General features: G+C 45.8%; 15 protein-coding genes. 5 read left to right on the forward strand and 10 right to left on the reverse strand.

Annotated elements, in window-relative coordinates:
- Positions 1–7: 7 nt before the first annotated feature.
- Positions 8–616: a hypothetical protein gene (locus tag G8759_RS23375; protein ID WP_167213324.1), complete on the forward strand. Its 609-nt coding sequence runs from the start codon at positions 8–10 to the stop codon at positions 614–616.
- Positions 617–623: 7 nt separating this feature from the next.
- On the forward strand, positions 624–1,322 hold the full coding sequence (locus G8759_RS23380; RefSeq protein WP_167213328.1) for a hypothetical protein: 699 nt from the start codon (positions 624–626) through the stop codon (positions 1,320–1,322).
- Positions 1,323–1,537: 215 nt separating this feature from the next.
- Here the strand turns inward: G8759_RS23380 and G8759_RS23385 are convergent, their stop codons facing one another.
- The 3 genes from G8759_RS23385 to G8759_RS23395 form a co-directional block, all read right to left on the reverse strand.
- A complete protein-coding gene (locus tag G8759_RS23385) occupies positions 1,538–2,641 on the reverse strand; it encodes a type I restriction endonuclease (RefSeq protein ID WP_167213332.1) in 1,104 nt (367 codons plus the stop codon).
- A gap of 360 nt (positions 2,642–3,001) precedes the next feature.
- Positions 3,002–4,162: a molecular chaperone DnaJ gene (dnaJ, locus tag G8759_RS23390; RefSeq protein ID WP_167213336.1), complete on the reverse strand. Its 1,161-nt coding sequence runs from the start codon at positions 4,160–4,162 to the stop codon at positions 3,002–3,004.
- Positions 4,163–4,246: 84 nt separating this feature from the next.
- Positions 4,247–4,852: a nucleotide exchange factor GrpE gene (locus G8759_RS23395; RefSeq protein ID WP_167213340.1), complete on the reverse strand. Its 606-nt coding sequence runs from the start codon at positions 4,850–4,852 to the stop codon at positions 4,247–4,249.
- A 179-nt stretch (positions 4,853–5,031) separates the two neighbouring features.
- Here G8759_RS23395 and queG point away from each other — a divergent pair, with 179 nt between their 5' ends.
- Positions 5,032–5,982, forward strand: a complete 951-nt coding sequence (gene queG / locus G8759_RS23400; protein WP_167213343.1) for a tRNA epoxyqueuosine(34) reductase QueG — start codon at positions 5,032–5,034, stop codon at positions 5,980–5,982.
- Between the two features lie 53 nt (positions 5,983–6,035).
- Here queG and kynU read toward each other — a convergent pair whose 3' ends face one another.
- From kynU to G8759_RS23435, 7 genes are all read right to left on the reverse strand, one after another.
- Complete coding sequence (gene kynU / locus G8759_RS23405; protein ID WP_167213346.1) at positions 6,036–7,346, reverse strand: kynureninase; 1,311 nt, start codon at positions 7,344–7,346, stop codon at positions 6,036–6,038.
- A 190-nt stretch (positions 7,347–7,536) separates the two neighbouring features.
- Positions 7,537–8,970: a TolC family protein gene (locus G8759_RS23410; RefSeq protein ID WP_167213351.1), complete on the reverse strand. Its 1,434-nt coding sequence runs from the start codon at positions 8,968–8,970 to the stop codon at positions 7,537–7,539.
- A 4-nt stretch (positions 8,971–8,974) separates the two neighbouring features.
- On the reverse strand, positions 8,975–12,169 hold the full coding sequence (locus G8759_RS23415; RefSeq protein ID WP_167213354.1) for an efflux RND transporter permease subunit: 3,195 nt from the start codon (positions 12,167–12,169) through the stop codon (positions 8,975–8,977).
- Positions 12,170–12,194: 25 nt separating this feature from the next.
- The gene (locus tag G8759_RS23420) at positions 12,195–13,277 is read right to left on the reverse strand and encodes an efflux RND transporter periplasmic adaptor subunit (RefSeq protein WP_167213358.1); all 1,083 of its coding nucleotides are present in this window, start codon (positions 13,275–13,277) and stop codon (positions 12,195–12,197) included.
- Between the two features lie 87 nt (positions 13,278–13,364).
- On the reverse strand, positions 13,365–13,667 hold the full coding sequence (locus G8759_RS23425; protein WP_167213361.1) for a hypothetical protein: 303 nt from the start codon (positions 13,665–13,667) through the stop codon (positions 13,365–13,367).
- A 303-nt stretch (positions 13,668–13,970) separates the two neighbouring features.
- Positions 13,971–15,326, reverse strand: a complete 1,356-nt coding sequence (locus G8759_RS23430) for a HAMP domain-containing sensor histidine kinase (protein WP_167213364.1) — start codon at positions 15,324–15,326, stop codon at positions 13,971–13,973.
- 97 nt (positions 15,327–15,423) lie between these two features.
- The gene (locus G8759_RS23435; RefSeq protein ID WP_167213367.1) at positions 15,424–16,095 is read right to left on the reverse strand and encodes a response regulator transcription factor; all 672 of its coding nucleotides are present in this window, start codon (positions 16,093–16,095) and stop codon (positions 15,424–15,426) included.
- Positions 16,096–16,549: 454 nt separating this feature from the next.
- On the opposite strand from G8759_RS23435, the gene G8759_RS23440 reads away from it, so the two are divergent.
- Entirely contained in the window at positions 16,550–17,929 is a 1,380-nt protein-coding gene (locus G8759_RS23440) for a glycoside hydrolase family 88 protein (RefSeq protein ID WP_167213370.1), read from the forward strand.
- Positions 17,926–18,759, forward strand: coding sequence for a sugar phosphate isomerase/epimerase family protein (locus G8759_RS23445; RefSeq protein WP_167213373.1), 834 nt, complete (start codon positions 17,926–17,928; stop codon positions 18,757–18,759). The genes G8759_RS23440 and G8759_RS23445 overlap by 4 nt, the downstream gene beginning before the upstream one ends.
- Positions 18,760–18,803 lie beyond the last annotated feature (44 nt).

Genomic DNA, 18,803 nt, shown 5'->3' on the forward strand with positions numbered 1-18,803 from the left:
TCTACTCATGCTTACTCCCTGGGCTGCCTTAGGTCAGGGAGTAACTGATTTTTATCAAAACCATTCGGAATCAGAACGAAGATATGGATTTCGAGCAGGGGTGAATTATTCATATCCAATAGCCAGTGCAGAACCTCGTCTCATAGCAATTTCTTTGGCAGGTCTATTGCCCCGTTATGGTTTTTATATCGGGGGCTTTTACACCAGGCCAATCATCAAAGATCAGTTGTCGCTGAGAATTGATGCTACATTTCAGCAAAAAGGCTTAAAATCCAGATACATCAACGGTCAAATAAATCTAATAGCAGGTTATTATTATCTAGGGATCAACCCACAAATTGGGCTGCATCTTACCAGGAATATTACTCTACTGACGGGAATTGAATTCAACCCCTTAATCCGAACTCAGAATGCCTGGGCTGATACTGACCCGCTTGAGGTTGGGCTAACATTCCGACTCAATTATATGTTTGGTCGCGTTGGCGCTGAAATAAGTTATTTCAAGGGATTTACAAGGTTTGCTCAAGCAGTTACCCAAATTGCCGGAGCAGGCCCTTTTGATTTATACAATCAGAGTGCACAAGTAGGGCTAGTCTATAAATGGGGCAGAAAATAAACTAGTTATGATTCGATTATTCACTTTCTTTTTTCTAATGGCCCACTTGGCGCCTGCTCAGGTTGTTGATAAAAAAAATTATACGATTACCTACGATTCAACTAGTCAAGCTTATAAACCTGTTCCCGATAGCAAACAACTAATCAAAACCGGGTTGAACTTGCCTTTCTTTCGGCAATCATCTGTTTCTGCACCCTGGAAAAGCGTAGGAGTCGAAGCGGCTATTGAACATAAAATCAAGCCAGACATTTCCTTGCTGGGTGCATTAGAAATGAATTACGGATTTGGAAATCGAGCTTGGTTATATAGCGTCGATTTGCCGATTAGTGTACGTTATTATTTTTCAATAGGAAGAAAAATGAAGAAACGGGTCGATCCACATGGTTTCTTCAGGCACTATGTGGCTATTCGAGCTGAGAACTCTCTTTTTTCAAACCTGCTTTACAATGATAATCCATTTACTGAAAAGTATTATAGAGGTCAATTTGTGAACTATAGAACAAACGTATCGAAGTATAATGAGGCATTTAATTTATTCCAATATGCATACGTTCAAGTTGGATCTCAGTTTAAAATAAAAACGAATAAGTATTTAGATATAAATGCAGTTGTTCCTATCACTGCTTTAATCTATAACAAGCTGGAATATACATTAGCGACACCTGCTTATGTAACGATTAAATATGGTCTATTCTGGCAAAAATAATTTGGCCCAATAGACCATATTTGTAATTGATAACAGTCAAGGATGGGGTAAATTCCCACCAGCTATTTTGATTGTCTGCATATGAAATAGAGTACTTCCTCTTACGAAAAATACCCGGCTTGGTAATACGTCTTTTTTAGAAGTTCAGCCAATTTGTAGCAGTGTAAATCCTCGAAGTATAAATCGCTTCATAAACGTGTAGATTGAAGCAATACCTATTCGGCAGCTACAGATAATTTTGTGAAATTGCCCACTGACTGCTTCAAGGCCTCTGCATGGTTATAGATGTCGTCTAGGGATTGGATTTCATATTTCGTTTCCCGTTTTTCTGCATCAAGTAAGCCGATATATTTCTTTTGCCCGTTTAGGTGCAATCGGCAAATTGTCTTACGGTTGTTGTCATCCAAAAGAATCGCAAAATAGCTTTGTGCATCCCGATGAACAATGCGGTTTGAATCGATATGCGGACGCAGAATGGAACGAATAATATAAAAGCCCTCTAATTCCTCCGCTGTTGTAACCACAATGGGACCTGTTTTTTCTTCGCTGGTTGGAGTAGCAATTGGTTCGGTAGTGATTTGTGGAATAGCTAATTCTTCTTGCCCTAGGGCGGTTTTCAACCGCCCGGATACTTGCTCGGAAATCGTTTGGGCAATTGACTTCTTGACTAACCCAGTGAAGTAATCAACCATCCTGGCGTTTAATTGGCCTTCATACACACCTCTGGCAAAGTATTTGACAAAGTGCTCCGATGGATTTGTAAACTCTTGGTGCATGATAGACTTCAGTGCACCAGTATATTTTAGTTCACTGGCTGTATTGAGAATCTGGTCAACATCGAAGTAAGGCTTACTAAATTTCTTAACCTCTTCAATTTGATTCTCTCGTAAATCAAGTAAGTCAATTTCAAGAAAAGGCTGTTCGTCCATCCGATTAGGAGCAACCAGATCCGTATAAAAGCGGTATACAACGCCATTAGTCAGGATACCAAAGCGGGCTTTGGTTACGTGGAAATAACGTAGTAACTGATTATCGTGCAAGGTAAGAGCTTGTTTCCAATGTTTGCACTCAATGAGCATACAGGGTTCAGGCTGCCCATTGACTTCTCGCATAATCGCGTAATCGACCTTTTCACCCTTCTTGGTACCAATGTCAGAAATAAACTCGGGCACAACTTCAAACGGATTAAATACATCATATCCTAGCATATTCAGAAATGGCATGATTAGAGCCGTTTTTGCCGCTTCTTCGGTCTGGATAGAGTCTTTTAACTTAGCAACACGGTCGCAGTGCTGTTTGATTTGGTCTTTAAAATCCATGATGGTATCAAGAGTAGAACTGGTATAGAATAATGAATAGGTCTTCAAGGTAAAAAGTGAAAGCTTTCCTTTTAATCTTTATAATATAAATAGATGTTTCTAATACGACGAATTGAGTAACCGGGGGCCAAGTCATGAATATTGAAGAGTATGTTAACTATTGATTGAAGTGGAGCATACCTTTAAAGGCATTTTTTTAACATGGCAGGGGAATTTGAAATAAGCAAAGTTTATGGGCCCCAAACACATTTCAATAAGGAACTCATACAAAATACAACAGCTATAAACCAAAAAAGCCCCTAAATGGGGCTCCCTGGCATTTTTCTATATGTTTGTTTATTGACCATTTATCGTCAATACTTATCCATGAAAGAAATCCTTCATTTTATCGAAGAATCCTTTTTCATTTTTATTAGGCTTTGGCTGAAAGTTCGGTGAGTTACGTAGCTTTTCCAGCATCGACCGCTCTTCCGACGATAACGCTTTGGGCGTCCAGACGTTTACATGAACGAGTTGGTCACCACGGCCATAGCCGTTCAATTCTTTGATTCCTTTGCCTTTGAGACGAAGAATTTTGCCACTCTGCGTACCCGGATCAAGCGTGATACGGGCCTTTCCGTCAATAGTTGGCACCTCTACGTTTGTGCCGACAGCAGCGTCCACAAAGTTGACGTACAGATCAAACACGACGTTGTTGCCATCACGCTTGAGGTCAGCATCCTCTTCTTCTTCAATGACAATGAGTAAATCACCAGCAACACCACCACGCGGGGGTACGTTACCTTTTCCTCCTACCGATAATTGAATGCCTTCAGCAACACCCGCCGGAATCTTAATTGGAATAACGTCTTCCTGCAATACACGGCCTTCACCAAAGCATACGTCGCACCGGTCGGTTACCAGTTTACCTTCACCATTACAGGTTGGGCAAGTGCTGGTCGAGACCATTTGCCCAAGCATGGTGTTGACTACTTTACGGGTTTGCCCAGTTCCACTACAGGTCGTACAGGTTTGTACAGCCGTACCATTTTTAGACCCGTTACCACCACAGGTGTTACAGGTAACGTGGCGCTTAACTTTAATTTTCTTCTCAACACCGTTGGCAACTTCCTGTAAATTCAATTTCAGTTTAATGCGCAGATCGGAGCCACGACGAACGCGCTGACGTCCTCCTCCCCCCTGTGCTCCCCGAAAGAAGCTCCCAAAGGGCGAATCGTCGCCAAAAACGTCACCAAACTGACTGAATATATCCTCCATGGTTGGTCCACCGGCACCATAGCCACCAGCGGCTCCACCCATACCGGCATGACCAAACTGGTCATAGCGAGCCTTCTTCTGAGGGTCGTTCAGAACATCGTAAGCCTCAGCCGCTTCCTTAAATTTTTCTTCGGCGGTGGGGTCATCGGGGTTTTTATCGGGATGGTACTTGATGGCCATCTTCCGATATGCCTTTTTCAACTCCTCCGGCGAGACGTTCTTATCAACGCCCAGTATTTCGTAATAATCGCGCTTCGTTGCCATGGTCGGGATATATAATGTGGGATATATGATGTCTAGTCTGGCACATTGGACCAAACATCATATATCCCACATCACACCTAAAAATTATGCTCCTACAATTACTTTCGCAAACCGAATGACCTTGTCATTCAGATAATACCCTTTTTCAATTTCGTCGATGACTTTTCCTTTGAGATCATCGCTTGGAGCCGGAAACTGAGTTACAGACTCGTGCAGGTCAGCATTAAAGGTTTCACCTTTCGAACTCATTGGTTTTAAGCCTTTATTTTCTAAAGTCTTAAACAACTTATTGTAAATCAGGGATATACCTTCCTTTACGGCGGCAATATCATCCGTTGTTTCGATGGATTGCATAGCGCGCTCAAAATCGTCAACAACGGGTATCAACGCCTGTAATAAGCCTTCATTGGCATTACTGATCAGGTCTAGTTTTTCCCTGGCCGTTCGCCGACGAAAGTTCTCAAAGTCAGCGTACAAACGGAGGTATTTATCTTTAAGTTCAGCTAATTCACTGCCGATCCGTTCCGTTTCGGCCACAAAGCCTTCTGCCGAATTGCTTTCAGTTGTTTCTTCCGACTCTCCGCCATTGACGGGTACAGCCTCTTCACCGGCTGCGGTTGCAGTTGTCAGGTTGTCAGGTTGTTGCGTATTCGTAGACGCTTCTTCGTCCAAAATGTCTTTATTTTCCATTGATGAGCTTCTATTTCGCTTCCAGAAATTCATATGCAAAGATGGGCAAAAGCTCGGCCAAAACCGCATTTACTGCCAAGTTGACACGATTTCTCAGTAATGGTCAGGCTGATTTATTGATTTACAGGATTTATCTTTCCGGCAAATCTGTTTTCCAGAAACAGTCGCCTTCGTCTTTTATGCATTCGTCAACAAGTCAGTACACCCAATTGATCAAAGCCAGAGCCCTCGCCTTAGGTTTTGATTTTTGTGGTGTGGCGAAAGCTGATTTTCTGGAAGAAGAAGCGCCCCGCCTGGAAACCTGGCTTAAGAATGGGATGCATGGCCAGATGAATTACATGGCTAACCACTTCGACAAACGGCTTGATCCCCGCCTGCTGGTCGATGATGCCAAATCGGTCATAACGGTCTTGCTCAATTATTATCCAGAGCAGAAACTTCCCGAATCCGATGCAGATTATAAGCTCTCAAAATATGCTTATGGTGCAGACTATCACTATGTTATAAAAGACAAACTAAAAAATTTACTGGCTTATATTCAGGAAGAAATCGGTGAAGTTGGCGGGCGGGCTTTTGTCGATTCAGCACCAGTCATGGATAAAGCCTGGGCTAATCGAGGGGGATTAGGTTGGGTGGGCAAACACACCAATCTGATCAATCGCGAGATCGGTTCGTTTTTCTTTATCGGCGAATTAATCCTCGATCTTGAGTTGGAGCCTGATGGTCCAATTACTGACTATTGCGGTACCTGTACACGTTGCATCGACGCCTGCCCTACCGACGCAATTGTTGGGCCATACGTGGTTGATGGCAGCAAGTGTATTTCTTACTTTACGATTGAGTTAAAAGAGGCAATTCCTGACGATGTTCGGGGAAAATTTGACAATTGGGTCTTCGGTTGTGACATCTGTCAGGATGTCTGCCCCTGGAATCGTTTTGCCAAACCACACAAAACGGTTGAATTCAACCTAAATCCCGAATTAGCCGCTTTTACAAAGACCGACTGGGAGGAAATTACGGAAGATGTTTTTCGTGAGGTTTTTCGCCGATCGGCCGTGAAACGAACCAAACTGGAAGGTCTGAAGCGTAATATTGCATTCAATAAGCCAGGTTCCGTTTCTGAAAGCTGAGACGAAATAGACTAATGAAAGCATTTCAGGCAGTTTTGAGTACAGCGGTGTGCTTAATCTGCCTGTAGGCTAAAATACCTGCTCATGGCCTCCCCTACCCGCCATACTTCCTCAAAAGTGTTATATAAAGGCGTGGGAGCCAGCCGAATGCAGTCGGGTTCGCGCCAGTCGCCGATAATACCCTGTTCGGTCAGATAGGCAAACAACTCACGGCCTTTTTTGCGCACCAGCAACGATAGCTGGCAACCGCGCTGGTTCGGATCGTCGGGCGTTAGTAGCTGCACGTCATCAAACGGTGCCAACACATATTCCAGGTAACCAGTCAATAGTTCACTTTTTTGTCGGAGGGGAATAATTCCAGCTTCGGCTGTAATGGCCAAAGCTGCGCGATGCAAGGCCAGTGATAGTATGTTAGGGGTACTAACCTGCCAGCCATCGGCTCCGGGAGCTGGTAGAAAACCTGGCTGCATAGCAAAACGCCGGTCTTCGCGATAACCCCACCAACCAGCCAGCCTTGGTACGTTCTGATCATGGTGTTTCTGATGAACAAACACGCCAGAAACGGCTCCCGGCCCGCCATTGAGGTATTTATACGAGCACCAGGTGGCAAAGTCAGCGCCCCATTCGTGGAGCCGCAGGGGTACGTTTCCGATCGCATGGGCCAGATCAAAACCAATGAGTACACAATGCTGTTTAGCCGTCTGGGTGATGGCATCCATGTTATAAACCTGCCCTGTGTAATAATTCAGGCCACTCATCCAGATTAAGGCCAGCGAGTCGGCATGTTCGGCAATGGCATGCTGGATATCCGTCGTGTGGATCAGGCTATCGTCGGATCGTGGCGCTATTTCGATAATTGCTTCTGAGGGATTTAACCCATGATGCTTTACGTGCGTTTCAAGGGCATATTGATCCGATGAAAAATCACCAGCAATCGTAAGAATTTTGTACTTCTTTTTCCCTAATGAATCAATTGTTCCGGGCCGATAAAATGAAGCAAGTAATAGATGCAGATTCACGGTCAGCGCGTTCATCGGGCAAACTTCCGAGGTTTCGGCCCCTACGATTTGCGCCAGTGAGTCTTTACAGGTAGCATGATAACCTAACCAGGTTTGTCTGTCACTTTCCGACTCTGCAACGGCAGAATGATCAAACCAGCCCTCAACACCCAGATTCTGCCAGGTTTCAAGCTCGCGGCCAAGGGCTTCACGCGCAGTTTTAGGTTGCAGGCCAAGCGAATTACCGCACAGGTAATTTAAGGGTTTACCATCGCGCTGAGGAATATGAAAACGGTCGCGAAACGGCCGAAGAGGGTCAGCCTGATCTAGTTGTTGAGCAAAAGTGCGTGAATTTTCGTAGGTCATCTGGAGGTATTACCAAGTCTGCTACAAGCTACGATTTTAAGCCGTTTTTGTTCAATTATTTTGACTGTTGATCAGGTTTTCCAGCAGAGATTCAGAAAAAAGTAGTAGGCCTTTAACAAAAACCCGTGCCACGGTTCGAAACCGTGGCACGGGTTTTTGTTAAAGGCCTAGATTGATTAGTATCAGAAATTTATTTCCATCCACCACCAAGCGCCCGGTACGTATTGACCAGTGCATTCATTTGTTGCATTCTGGTTTCAATAAGCTCCATTCGAGCTTCCAGTACATCGCGTTGAGTCAACAGCACTTCCATATAATCGGCTCTGGCTGAGGTAAACAACTTGATCGATATGCCGGTCGACTGGGTAAGTGCGTCCACCTGGTTGTTTTTCATGTTGTACTTTTTCTCCAGGTTATCAATATTCGACAACTGGTTGACCACTTCGATGTAGGCATTCAGAATTGTGCGCTCGTAATTATAAACGGTCTGAATTTGCTTGGCATTGGCACTTTGATAGGTAGCCGTAATGGCATTCTTATTGATCCAGGGACCGGCTAGATCACCAACCAGCGAAGCGATTAATGATTGAGGCAGATTTCCAAGATAGATCGGATTAAAGGCCATGACGCCCACTGATGCTGTAATGTTTAACGAAGGATAAAAATTTGCTTTAGCCACCGTTACGTCCAGCTTGGCTGCCGCCAGTTGCAGTTCAGCCTGTCGGATATCAGGCCGATTGGCTAACAATTGCGGGGGGATACCTGCCGAAATTTTGGTCGGTATTAAAGTGCCAAAATTCTGGGAATTCCGTTGAACATGTTGCGGAAATCTACCCACCAGAAAGTTAATCCGGTTTTCTGCTATGACAATCTTTTGCTGAATTTCGTACTGAAGGCTTTGGGTTTTAAATACCTCGGCCTCAAACCTGCGTACGGCCAGTTCGGTTACTTTGGCTGCTTCTTTCTCCTGCTTGATAATACTCAACGCATTTGTAAGAACCGTAATGTTTCTCTGTACGATCTCCAGCTGATTGTCGAGCGCCATAAGCTCGTAATACGAATTGGCAATTTCAGAGACCAGATTCGTAACCTGGAAATTCTTCCCTTCAATAGAAGCCAGGTAATTCATTACGGCCACTTTTTTGGCGTTACGCAGCTTATGCCAGATATCCACTTCCCAACTGGCAAAAGCACCTATATACGAATTCGGTAAAACCTCCGGCGTTTCTTTACCCGGTTTTATTTCTGAATAGGCGTCGGCAGCTCCCTGACTCGTATAGCGCGACACTTTGTCAACACCGCTACCGCCACCTACCGTAACGAAGGGTAGATATGCCCCTTTTCTGGCTAATATTTCGTTATTAGCCATCTGGATTTCCTGCAGCGTGATATTTAGTTCCTGATTGTTAAACAATGCCGTATCAATCAGGGCGGCCAGGTTTGGATCGGTAAAATACTCTTTCCAGGTACTCTTTGCCGAATTGGTAGAGTCCTGCGAGTTGTTATAACTCGCAGGTACCAGTTTATTTTCTGTTTTTCCAACCAGGCGCGGAACACTACAGGCGGCATTGAGTAGGGCAATGAAAGCTATCCCTAAGCAAGCCAATAGTCTTTTATTGCTCATGTAATTAAACTTCTTCTGTTTGTGGGAAAATGTCAACTGAATGAACCAGATTTTCGGTTAAAGAATCATCTTCTTCATCTTTAATCATCTTTCTGCCATCAGCCAAACTGCCAAATATGTAGTACAATCCAGGAATGATGATGACCCCGAAAATGGTGCCGAATAACATACCACCCATGGCAGAAGCGCCAATGGTTCGGTTACCAATAGCACCGGCACCGGTTGCACTAATCAGCGGTATCAATCCGGCCACGAAAGCGAATGAGGTCATTAAGATCGGGCGGAAACGGACCCTGGCCCCTTCAATGGCTGCGTTCAGAATTGTTTCTCCCTGATGGCGCTTCTGAACGGCAAACTCCACGATCAGTACAGCATTTTTACCCAACAGACCAACCAGCATGATGAGTCCGATCTGGGCATAGATGTTGTTTTCCAGCCCCATTAACTTGAGCAGCAAAAACGAACCGAATATCCCAACTGGTAGCGAGAACACGACAGCCAACGGAATGATAAAGCTTTCATATTGGGCTGCCAATACAAAGTAAACGAAAGCCAATACAATCAGGAATACGTACAGAGACTCATTCCCCCGGATCGATTCGTCGTAGGAAAGGCCTTCAAAAGCGATATCGTATCCTCTTGGCAAGGTCTTTTTGGCAACTTCCCGAATGGCCTGTATGGCATCTGCCGTAGTATATCCCTTCGCCGGAAGGCCCTGAATAGCGGCAGAATTGTACAAATTGAACCGGGTAATTTCATTGGGTCCCTGCCCTTTTTTAAGCCGCATGAATGCCGAGTAGGGCACCATATCACCCGCATCGTTTTTGACAAAAAGCTTGAGAAGATCGGATGGAAGCCTTCTGTACTTAGGATCGGACTGCACGTACACTTTGAAGAACTGGTTAAACTTGGTAAACCCTTGTTCGTAGGTACTGCCAATCATGATATTGAGGTTATCCATCGCTTTTCCGATAGACACGCCTTTCTGCATGGCCAGATTGTTGTCGATCTCCAGTTCGTATTGCGGATAGTTCGCGGCAAAAAAGGTAAACAGGCCCGTTAGCTCTTTACGCTTGCCCAAATTGGCCATGAACTCTTTGTTGATCTTATCAAACTCACGATAGTCGGTATCGGTCGTTTTATCCAGTAAGCGCATGGAAAAACCGCCTGAAGTACCAAATCCAGGAATTGCCGGTGGTTCGAAGAATTCAACCACAGCGCCAAGATTTCTCGTCTTACCTTCCAGTTCTTCCATGATTTCCTTCACGTTATGCTCGCGCTCCGACCAGGGTTTCAGGTTGATCAGACACGTACCGGCATTGGAGCCCCGTCCTTCGGTCATAATCTCGTAACCGGCCAGCGACGATACCGATTCTATACCCGGAACTTCTTCACAAATTTTCTGAAGGTTTCGGGAAACCTGGTTGGTTTTTTCCAGGGTAGAACCCGGTGGGGTCTGGATAATCGCATAAATCGTACTCTGATCCTCGTTCGGAATAAATCCGGCTGGCAGAACGGTATTCTCGTAGAATATTCCTGCGCAGAAACCCAATAATATGATGAACGTAACGACTCGACGGCTGACGATTAATTTTAACAAGCCAACGTATCGTCCGGTAAGTCTATCAAACACCCGGTTAAAACTATCAATCCCTTTGGTCAGGAAGTTTTTCTTCTTTTCGGGATGGCCATGGTGATTTTTCAACAACATGGCACATAACACTGGCGTAAGCGTCAGGGCGATCAAGGCCGAAATCACAATGGAACTGGCCATAGTGATCGAGAATTGGCGATAGAATGTACCGACCGGACCCGACATGAACGAAATGGGCAGGAATACCGATACCATCACCAGGGTAATGGCGATAATAGCTCCGCTGATCTCACCAAGTACTTTTCTAACCGCACCAAAGGGGGATAGATTCGGCTCTTCTTCCATCTTGGCATGCACGGCCTCTACCACCACAATGGCATCATCCACCACAATACCAATGGCCAGCACCAGGGCAAAGAGCGTAATTAAATTGATGGAAAGCCCAAAAGCCTGAATAACGAAAAACGCCCCGATCAACGATACCGGAACCGCGAGGATCGGTATCAGGGTTGAACGCCAATCGCCCAGGAATATGAAAACGACCAAGGCAACCAGTAAAAATGCATCCCGCAACGTATCAATTACCTGCTCGATAGAAGCATCCAGGAAGTTGGACACGTCATAGCTGATTTTGTAATCCACACCCGGAGGGAAGGATTCTTTCATTACTTCAAGCTTCTTTTTTACTTCTTCAATAACGTCACTGGCATTACTACCATAGTTTTGGCGCAATACTATGGCTGCCGACGCATGGCCATCCAGGTTAGAATAGATGTCAAAGAATTCACTTCCCAGTTCAACCCGGGCTATATCCCGTAAGTGTATGCTTTCTCCGGCTGAATTGGCCCGGATAATGATACCCTCATACTCTTCCGGCTTGTTATACCGTCCTTTGTAGGTGAGTACATATTCCAGCGACTGGGCAGCTATACCGGAGCTTTGACCGATCCGGCCGGGCCGACCGATAATACTCTGCTCCCCTACGGCCTTCATGACTTCTTCGGTGGAGATATTATAGGCACGCATGCGCTCAGGGTTTAACCATAGGCGCATCGCATACCGCCGGCTACCCAATATTTGTGCCCTGGCGATCCCTTTAGTCCGCTGGATTTCGGGGATCATTTTAACAGTAGCGTAGTTGAACAAGAATTTTTCGTCAATACTCTTTTCCTTGGAATAGAGATTGACGTACATCAACATACTAGGCTGGACCGGCGAGATAATAACCCCTTCACGCTGAACCAGTTCGGGCAAGAGCGGCATAACCTGATCCACCCTTGTTTTCACCCGAATAACGGCCACGTTGGGGTCAGTACCTGGTTCAAAAATAATCCGAAGGGTAGCCTCACCAGCGCTGGTTGCGTCGGTCGCAATATACCGCATATCCTGGACGCCATTGATGGCCTGTTCCAAGGTAATCAGCGTTGATTTTACCAATACATCGGCACTGGATCCGGGATAAGCAATGAAAATATTTACGGTTGTGGGGGCAATATCAGGGAATTGAGAAATAGGCAATTTCTGGATAGCCAGTATGCCAATAAAGACTATCATGATCGAGATCACGATAGCGAATACAGGTCTGCGAATGAATTTACTGAACATAACGTCTGGTTTTTAGAATGTCTGATTACTCGGCATATAAACTTAGGTTAGAGATAACAGACTCTGGTTTCACGAATGTGTATTGTATCTTTTCGTTTTCTTTTACCTGACGTAAGCCCTCCAGAAGGATCTTATCATCTTTGTTCAGACCGCTTCGAACAACAAAAATGTGCGGCATTTCGGCGGCAATGGTGATTTCCCTCGATCGAATTTTGTTGTCTTTATCGACTATATATACGTACTTCTTTTCCAGAACTTCGAAGGTGGCTTTCTGCGGAATGATCAGGGCGTTTTTCATCGGTAAAGTCATTTGTATATTACCGGTTTCGCCATGCCGTAACAGCCCTTTAGGATTGGGGAACGTAGCGCGGAACGCAATGTTCCCCGTTTCGTTATTGAAGTCAGCCTCAATGGTTTGAACCACACCCGGATGATCATATACCCGCTGATTGGCCATCAGCAAATTGACACTATTCAGATTTTCCTCCTGAGCGTGCGTTTTATAGTTCAGATACTCGGCTTCCGGCACATTGAAATACACCCACATCTTGCTATTGTCGGAGAGGGTGGTCAACAAATCGCCCTCATTAACAAGGCTGCCCAACCGTACCTGGAAGTGGTCCATAATACCATCGAAAGGCGCTCTGACTTCCGTAAATCCAAGGTGGATCTGCGCTACGGATACTTCAGCTTTTGCCTTATCTAGTTTGGCTTTGGCCAGGGCTAATTCATTTTTCGACACGATATTACTATCCGCCAGTAGCTTTGTGTTTTTGTATTCGACGTCCACAAAATTGGCTTCGGCCTGGGCTTTCAATAGTTCGGCCTGATACTGTATAGGCAGAATTTGAAACATGAGCTGCCCTTTTCTAACGTACTGCCCTTCGTCCACGAAAATTTTCTGCAAATACCCCTTTTCCAGTGCTCTTAATTCGATGTGCTGGATAGAGTGAATTTGAGAGACGTAGTCGTTGGTGATTGTTGTGTCTCTTTTTAATGGACTGGTAACCTGATACTTAATTTCCTCTTCCTTTTCTTCTTCTTTATGTCCACAACTTGCCAAGCCCAACAAGGCGCACAAGCTCGTGAGTATGAGCATTCTATTCATAATAATTATATTGTTTTGCACGGGACTAGTTTGACAATTTTTAGTAGGCATTGGCCACGTTGATTTGCTGCTGGATTAATTCATTTTCTAGTTCTTCATTACCCCATTCGAGTTCCGCTCAACTTTGACTGTCTGACCTGGAGTGGCGTTGGGTAGCTGCTCCAGTTGAAGAATCAGGCTGTCTTTCTGTTGGTTAGCTCGTTTGCAGTCTGAAAGCTGCTGTTGCCAAACCACGAGATCCACCGGGTGGACTGCGTTGCCTAATTCGTATTCGTAAATGCTTCGCAGACGGGTTTGCTCGTACAGAAGAAATCCATTGAACACTAGTGAAAAAGCCAGGGCCAGTCCAAAGCAGTAGAGCAAAATCGAGGGAAAATGCCGGCGTTGCATTGCTTGTGTCTGTGTTGCTTTGACACAAATCAAGCACCAAGACATTAAAACGGTATGAGAAGGAAATTAAAAGATATTGGAAAAGTTTAAATCTCCGTTTCGATCTAGGGAGGATTACCTACTTACTTCTATACTAAAAATACCTATTATGGGGCTTTTACGGCTCTCGTCCTCACAGAGCTATTCCTGGAGAGGACTATCATTCTTCGAATAATACTATTTAATAGTGTAGTGTGTCAACTTTTGATTTATTATAGTCAAATATGGCTCTAACAGCCTGACATTAAAATTAGATTGAAAATTTTATGCCTGGCTGGGCAAAGTAATGGTTACAGAGGTCCCTTTGTTGACGTTGGAAGTGATTTGAATGATCCCCTGATGCAAGTCTATGACTTTCTGCGTTACAGCCAGACCAATGCCATAGCCTGGTACGTCCTCAACATTTTTCCCCCGGTAAAGTGGATCAAGTATGTGAGCTGCATCCGCTTCCGTAATACCTCGTCCCTGGTCAGCTACCGTTACCGTTATTTGTTCTTTTTTGGCGATTAATTCTACAGAAATCGCTTCGTTTGAATATTTACAGGCATTATCGAGTACGTTTAAAAAAGCTGTCGTCAGCAGCGTTGCGTTCCCTTTCACTGTGAATGATTCGTCCTCATTGGTCATAAATCGAAGCGGCAGGTTCCGACCCGGATACTTGGTCTGCACTAGCCCAATGGCCGTAAGCAGGCAATCGTCTACCTGAACCGAAGTCAGGGCAACGGTTCCATCGGTGACTTTGGCTAAACCAAGCAAACCATTGGTCAGAGTAATCACTTTTTTCAGTTCTTCTACGGATACTTCCATACTGTCGCACCAGTCGGCTGGATTTTTGTCGTAACGTAGGGAAGTTTCCAGCGTGCCCAGAATGTTGGTGAGCGGTGTGCGTAGTTCATGAGAAGCATGGGAAACAAAACTACGCTGAGAGACAAACGCGTCCTCCAGTCGAAAAAGCATCTGATTGAAGGTCATGGCGAGTTGGGCGATTTCATCCCGGCGATTCCCTTCATTAACCCGTTTGTGCAGATCCATGGCGGTTATCTGCTCCACCTCATCCACAATATCGGCAATGGGTTTCAGTACCCCACCGGAAAAATACCAGCCTGCCAGCACAATCAACGCAAAACCCAGCAGATTAGCCAGCAACAGAATTTGTTGTAACGTACCCAATTTGGCAAAGCCGATCCGGTCATAGCCGGAGGCAAAAATATAAAAGAGTTGCCCTCGATCCTTGTATCGTACTACGATCGACTCAAGATGCCCGCTTTTGAATTCAAACATTGATTCGGCAGCCAGCAGCGGTATTTTTTCTTTATAATATTCAGATTCTTTTAGAGTTCGATTGGTAAATACCAGGTTGTGCTGGTGATCATAAATGCTGATTTGCTCCTCGACAATGGTGAGCAGATCGGTCCGCACCATGTTTTTAAAAAAGTCATCGTGCAGATGCCGCCTGGAAATTAGTACCCGTCCGGCAACGCGGGCTTTTGACTCCAACCGACTATAAAATTCCTCCTGTCGGTACAGCGAATAAAAATACCACACCAGCAGCGACAGTGTGACTTGGATGGCCGTAGCCAGCAATGTGAAAATGATCGTCAGGCGATTCCGAATGAGCATGAATGTATTTAATAGAAAGGCCCGTTTGGCCTAGATCGCCTAGATCTATATGGTTTTGAAAACCTTGTAGATCTAATCAAATGGGTCTTATCGTCCCTTACTCTTCCCGGAGCACATACCCCATTCCAACAATGGTGTGTAACAGCTTCGGTGAAAAGCCTTTGTCGATCTTCTTACGTATATAACTGATATACACATCAATAACATTGCTGTTGTTGTCAAAATTCAGGCTCCAAACCCGCTCGCTGATGTCTACCCGCGAAATGATCCTTCCTTTGTTGAGCATCATATACTCAATTAAAGAGTATTCACGGGTAGTCAGGTCAATGCGTTTGCCAGCGCGTGTCACGGCTTTAGTATCAAGGTTCAGTTCCAGATCAGCCAGCCGGAGTACTTGCTTTAGTTTGGAGCCGTTCCGGCGCGACAAAGCTCTAAGTCGCAATATCAATTCGTGAAACTCAAACGGTTTGGCCAGGTAATCGTCAGCGCCGGCGTTAAAGCCATTCGACTTATCGGCCAGGCTATCCAGCGCGGTTAGCATCAATACTGGTACGGTCTCATTTTCCGACCGGATCAACCGGCACAGATCAAAGCCGTTGATGTGTGGCAAATTGACATCCAATATAATAATATCATATTCATCCCTGCGAAACAGTGCCAGGCCAGTACGTCCATCGTAAGCGACTTCGACTTCGTAACCTTCGGCCGATATACCCTTGCGAATAAAAGAAGCCAACCGTTCTTCGTCTTCTACTACCAGGATTTTCATGAAAAGATATTGGTTGATTAGTACTCTTTCGTCAAGACATTCCTGACTCGGGGCTAGTTGTAGCTTCTCCCTTTTAACCCCCAATGGGCTTGTCTTTAACTTTCCCCAAATCTGTTTAACACAGGTCTTGCCCAAAAGCGTTTCTGAACGCCAGTTCGCTCCTATTCGGTCAGCGAAACAAAGATAGTCAAGATCAGTTTCCCGGTGCCCATGTTCACAACTAACACCTTGGCAAGAAACTCCTTTCCTGTTCGCTAACTTACTACCGGCGGATATTATCTCGGCAGTCGGGTTGTGAGTCGGATATCATTTCCAAATTATAGAAAAAACCCTGATTCATCCTGTCGTAACGTACTAATTTACGATCTGATATAGTAGTAGCATAGGAGACCGCACTTTAGAAAAAATAACAGGCATATCCGCCTGAATCAAACCCGCGGCTTTTCTCCACAGTATGCAGATTAACAATTCTTTACAACCCGTTGACCTCTCAACCAAGCTTACCCAGTTCTGGGAACTCTCCGGCCAGAAAATTCAGCTCATCGAGCAGCACTACGACGTATCGAAAGGCTCCCCGGTTTTCACTGTCCAGGGGCAGTATACCACCCGTGGCTGGACCGAATGGACGCAGGGTTTTCAGTTTGGCTCAGCTATTTTGCAATATGACGCAACCGATGACATTGAGTTTCTAGAAATAGGTCGCCAGAAAACACTCGATCTGATGGCTCCTCATGTTAGTCACATCGGCGTTCATGACCACGGCTTCAACAATGTCAGCACCTACGGAAATCTACTTCGATTAATGCGTGAGGGCCGTATTCCACAAAACGACTGGGAGCAAAATTTTTACGAACTGGCGCTGAAAATTTCCGGAGCGGTTCAGGCAAGTCGCTGGACAACTATAAAAAATGGTGGCTTCATCAGTTCCTTCAACGGGCCGCACTCGCTGTTTGTCGATACCATCCGTTCGTGCCGGGCTCTGGTGCTAAGTCATGCATTAGGACATGTTTTTCAGGGCGAAGGTGACGTTAAAATTAATCTTCTCGAGCGAGCTCTCCAGCATATAAAAGCCACCGCCGACTATTCGGTATTCTACGGTGAAGGGCGTGATTCGTATGATTTGTGGGGGCGAACTGCGCACGAAAGCGTTTTCAACGTGAAAGATGGCAATTTCCGGTGCCCCAATTCGCAACAGGGTTATTCGGGCTTCACAACCTGGACACGCGGCCTGGCCTGGGCAATGTGTGGCTTTGCCGAAGAATTGGAATGGCTCGCCACCCGTGATGGTGCCGAACTGGAACCTTACGGTGGCAGGGCCAGTATTGAGACTTTTATGCTAAAAGCTGCATCGGCAACCTGTGATTTTTTTATTGAGCATACTCCCACGGATGGAATTCCTTACTGGGATACTGGAGCCCCCAACCTCCATCGACTGGGCGACTACCTTAACCGACCGGCAGATCCCTATAATGATGTGGAGCCCGTCGATAGTTCGGCAGCGGCCATTGGTGCACAGGGATTGTTGCGACTGGGAAAATACCTCCTGTCGACTGGATCTACGGAGGCCGGACAACGGTATTGGCAAGCAGGGCTAACTGTACTCGATACACTGTTTTCCGAATCCTATCTGAGCACAAACCCAACGCATCAGGGGTTGATTTTGCATTCGATTTATCACCAGCCCAACGGTTGGGATTATGTACCAGCGGGCAGTAAGATCGCTAACGGGGAGTCGAGCATGTGGGGTGACTATCACGCCCGCGAGGTGGCCCTTTATCTCCAGCGAATCATCCGTAACGAACCTTATTATACCTTTTTCAACTGCCTGTCATGAGTGCGAAACCCTTAAGCGATTTGTCGCAGCTCTGCGTCCATACCATCACGACCAAACCCTGGCCAATCGAGGTAGCCGCCAAAAACTTTTCTGAAGCAGGCATCGGCGGCATTACGGTATGGCGCAATGCACTGACAGGACTAGACATTAAGCAAACAGGGCAGTTACTTCGCGACCTCAACCTCACGGTCGTTTCGCTGTGTCGGGGTGGTTTTTTCCCTCATACTGAAGCCATTGGTCGACAGGTAGCGATCGACGACAACAAACGAGCCATCGAGGAGGCTTATGCGCTGGGCGCACCCTTAATCGTGCTCGTGTGCGGGGCCGTTCCGGGCCAGTCACTAACCGAATCCCGAAAGCAGATTCAGGATGGGATAATGGCTATTCTCCCCGATGCAGAGGCCGCCGGAGTCAAACTGGCGATCGAGCCTTTGCACCCAATGTATGCTGATAATCGCTCGGCAATCAACACATTAAGTCAGGCAAACGATATGGCAGAGGCCATTAATTCACCCTGGGTAGGCGTTGCGGTCGATGTCTATCATCTCTGGTGGGACCCGATGCTGGAAAGTGAAATTGCCCGATGCGGTAAAAATGAGAACCTGTACGCTTTTCATATCTGCGACTGGAAAACACCAACGACCGACTTCCTGAACGATCGGGGACTAATGGGCGAAGGGTGTATTAATGTCCGGCAAATTCGCGGCTGGGTTGAGGCTGCGGGATTTAATGGCTTCAACGAAGTCGAAATCTTTTCAAACCGCTACTGGTCCGAAGATCAGTCGGTTTTCCTTGACAAAATAAAGCAGGGTTATCTGCATCATTCATAAGGAGCGCCGGTAAATCGTTCGCTCATTCACTCTTTCCCACTTGC

It is taken from the genome of Spirosoma aureum (assembly GCF_011604685.1).
In the GTDB taxonomy this organism is placed as follows: domain Bacteria; phylum Bacteroidota; class Bacteroidia; order Cytophagales; family Spirosomataceae; genus Spirosoma; species Spirosoma aureum.

Excerpts from the sequence above, each read along its gene's own strand:
- G8759_RS23395 (WP_167213340.1), bottom strand. The coding sequence starts at position 4,852 with ATGGAAAATAAAGACATTTTGGACGAAGAAGCGTCTACGAATACGCAA.
- G8759_RS23440 (WP_167213370.1), top strand. The coding sequence starts at position 16,550 with ATGCAGATTAACAATTCTTTACAACCCGTTGACCTCTCAACCAAGCTT.
- G8759_RS23380 (WP_167213328.1), top strand. The coding sequence starts at position 624 with ATGATTCGATTATTCACTTTCTTTTTTCTAATGGCCCACTTGGCGCCT.
- queG (WP_167213343.1), top strand. The coding sequence starts at position 5,032 with ATGCATTCGTCAACAAGTCAGTACACCCAATTGATCAAAGCCAGAGCC.
- kynU (WP_167213346.1), bottom strand. The coding sequence starts at position 7,346 with ATGACCTACGAAAATTCACGCACTTTTGCTCAACAACTAGATCAGGCT.
- G8759_RS23445 (WP_167213373.1), top strand. The coding sequence starts at position 17,926 with ATGAGTGCGAAACCCTTAAGCGATTTGTCGCAGCTCTGCGTCCATACC.
- G8759_RS23415 (WP_167213354.1), bottom strand. The coding sequence starts at position 12,169 with ATGTTCAGTAAATTCATTCGCAGACCTGTATTCGCTATCGTGATCTCG.
- dnaJ (WP_167213336.1), bottom strand. The coding sequence starts at position 4,162 with ATGGCAACGAAGCGCGATTATTACGAAATACTGGGCGTTGATAAGAAC.
- G8759_RS23375 (WP_167213324.1), top strand. The coding sequence starts at position 8 with ATGCTTACTCCCTGGGCTGCCTTAGGTCAGGGAGTAACTGATTTTTAT.
- G8759_RS23435 (WP_167213367.1), bottom strand. The coding sequence starts at position 16,095 with ATGAAAATCCTGGTAGTAGAAGACGAAGAACGGTTGGCTTCTTTTATT.
- G8759_RS23420 (WP_167213358.1), bottom strand. The coding sequence starts at position 13,277 with ATGAATAGAATGCTCATACTCACGAGCTTGTGCGCCTTGTTGGGCTTG.
- G8759_RS23430 (WP_167213364.1), bottom strand. The coding sequence starts at position 15,326 with ATGCTCATTCGGAATCGCCTGACGATCATTTTCACATTGCTGGCTACG.
- G8759_RS23425 (WP_167213361.1), bottom strand. The coding sequence starts at position 13,667 with ATGCAACGCCGGCATTTTCCCTCGATTTTGCTCTACTGCTTTGGACTG.
- G8759_RS23410 (WP_167213351.1), bottom strand. The coding sequence starts at position 8,970 with ATGAGCAATAAAAGACTATTGGCTTGCTTAGGGATAGCTTTCATTGCC.
- G8759_RS23385 (WP_167213332.1), bottom strand. The coding sequence starts at position 2,641 with ATGGATTTTAAAGACCAAATCAAACAGCACTGCGACCGTGTTGCTAAG.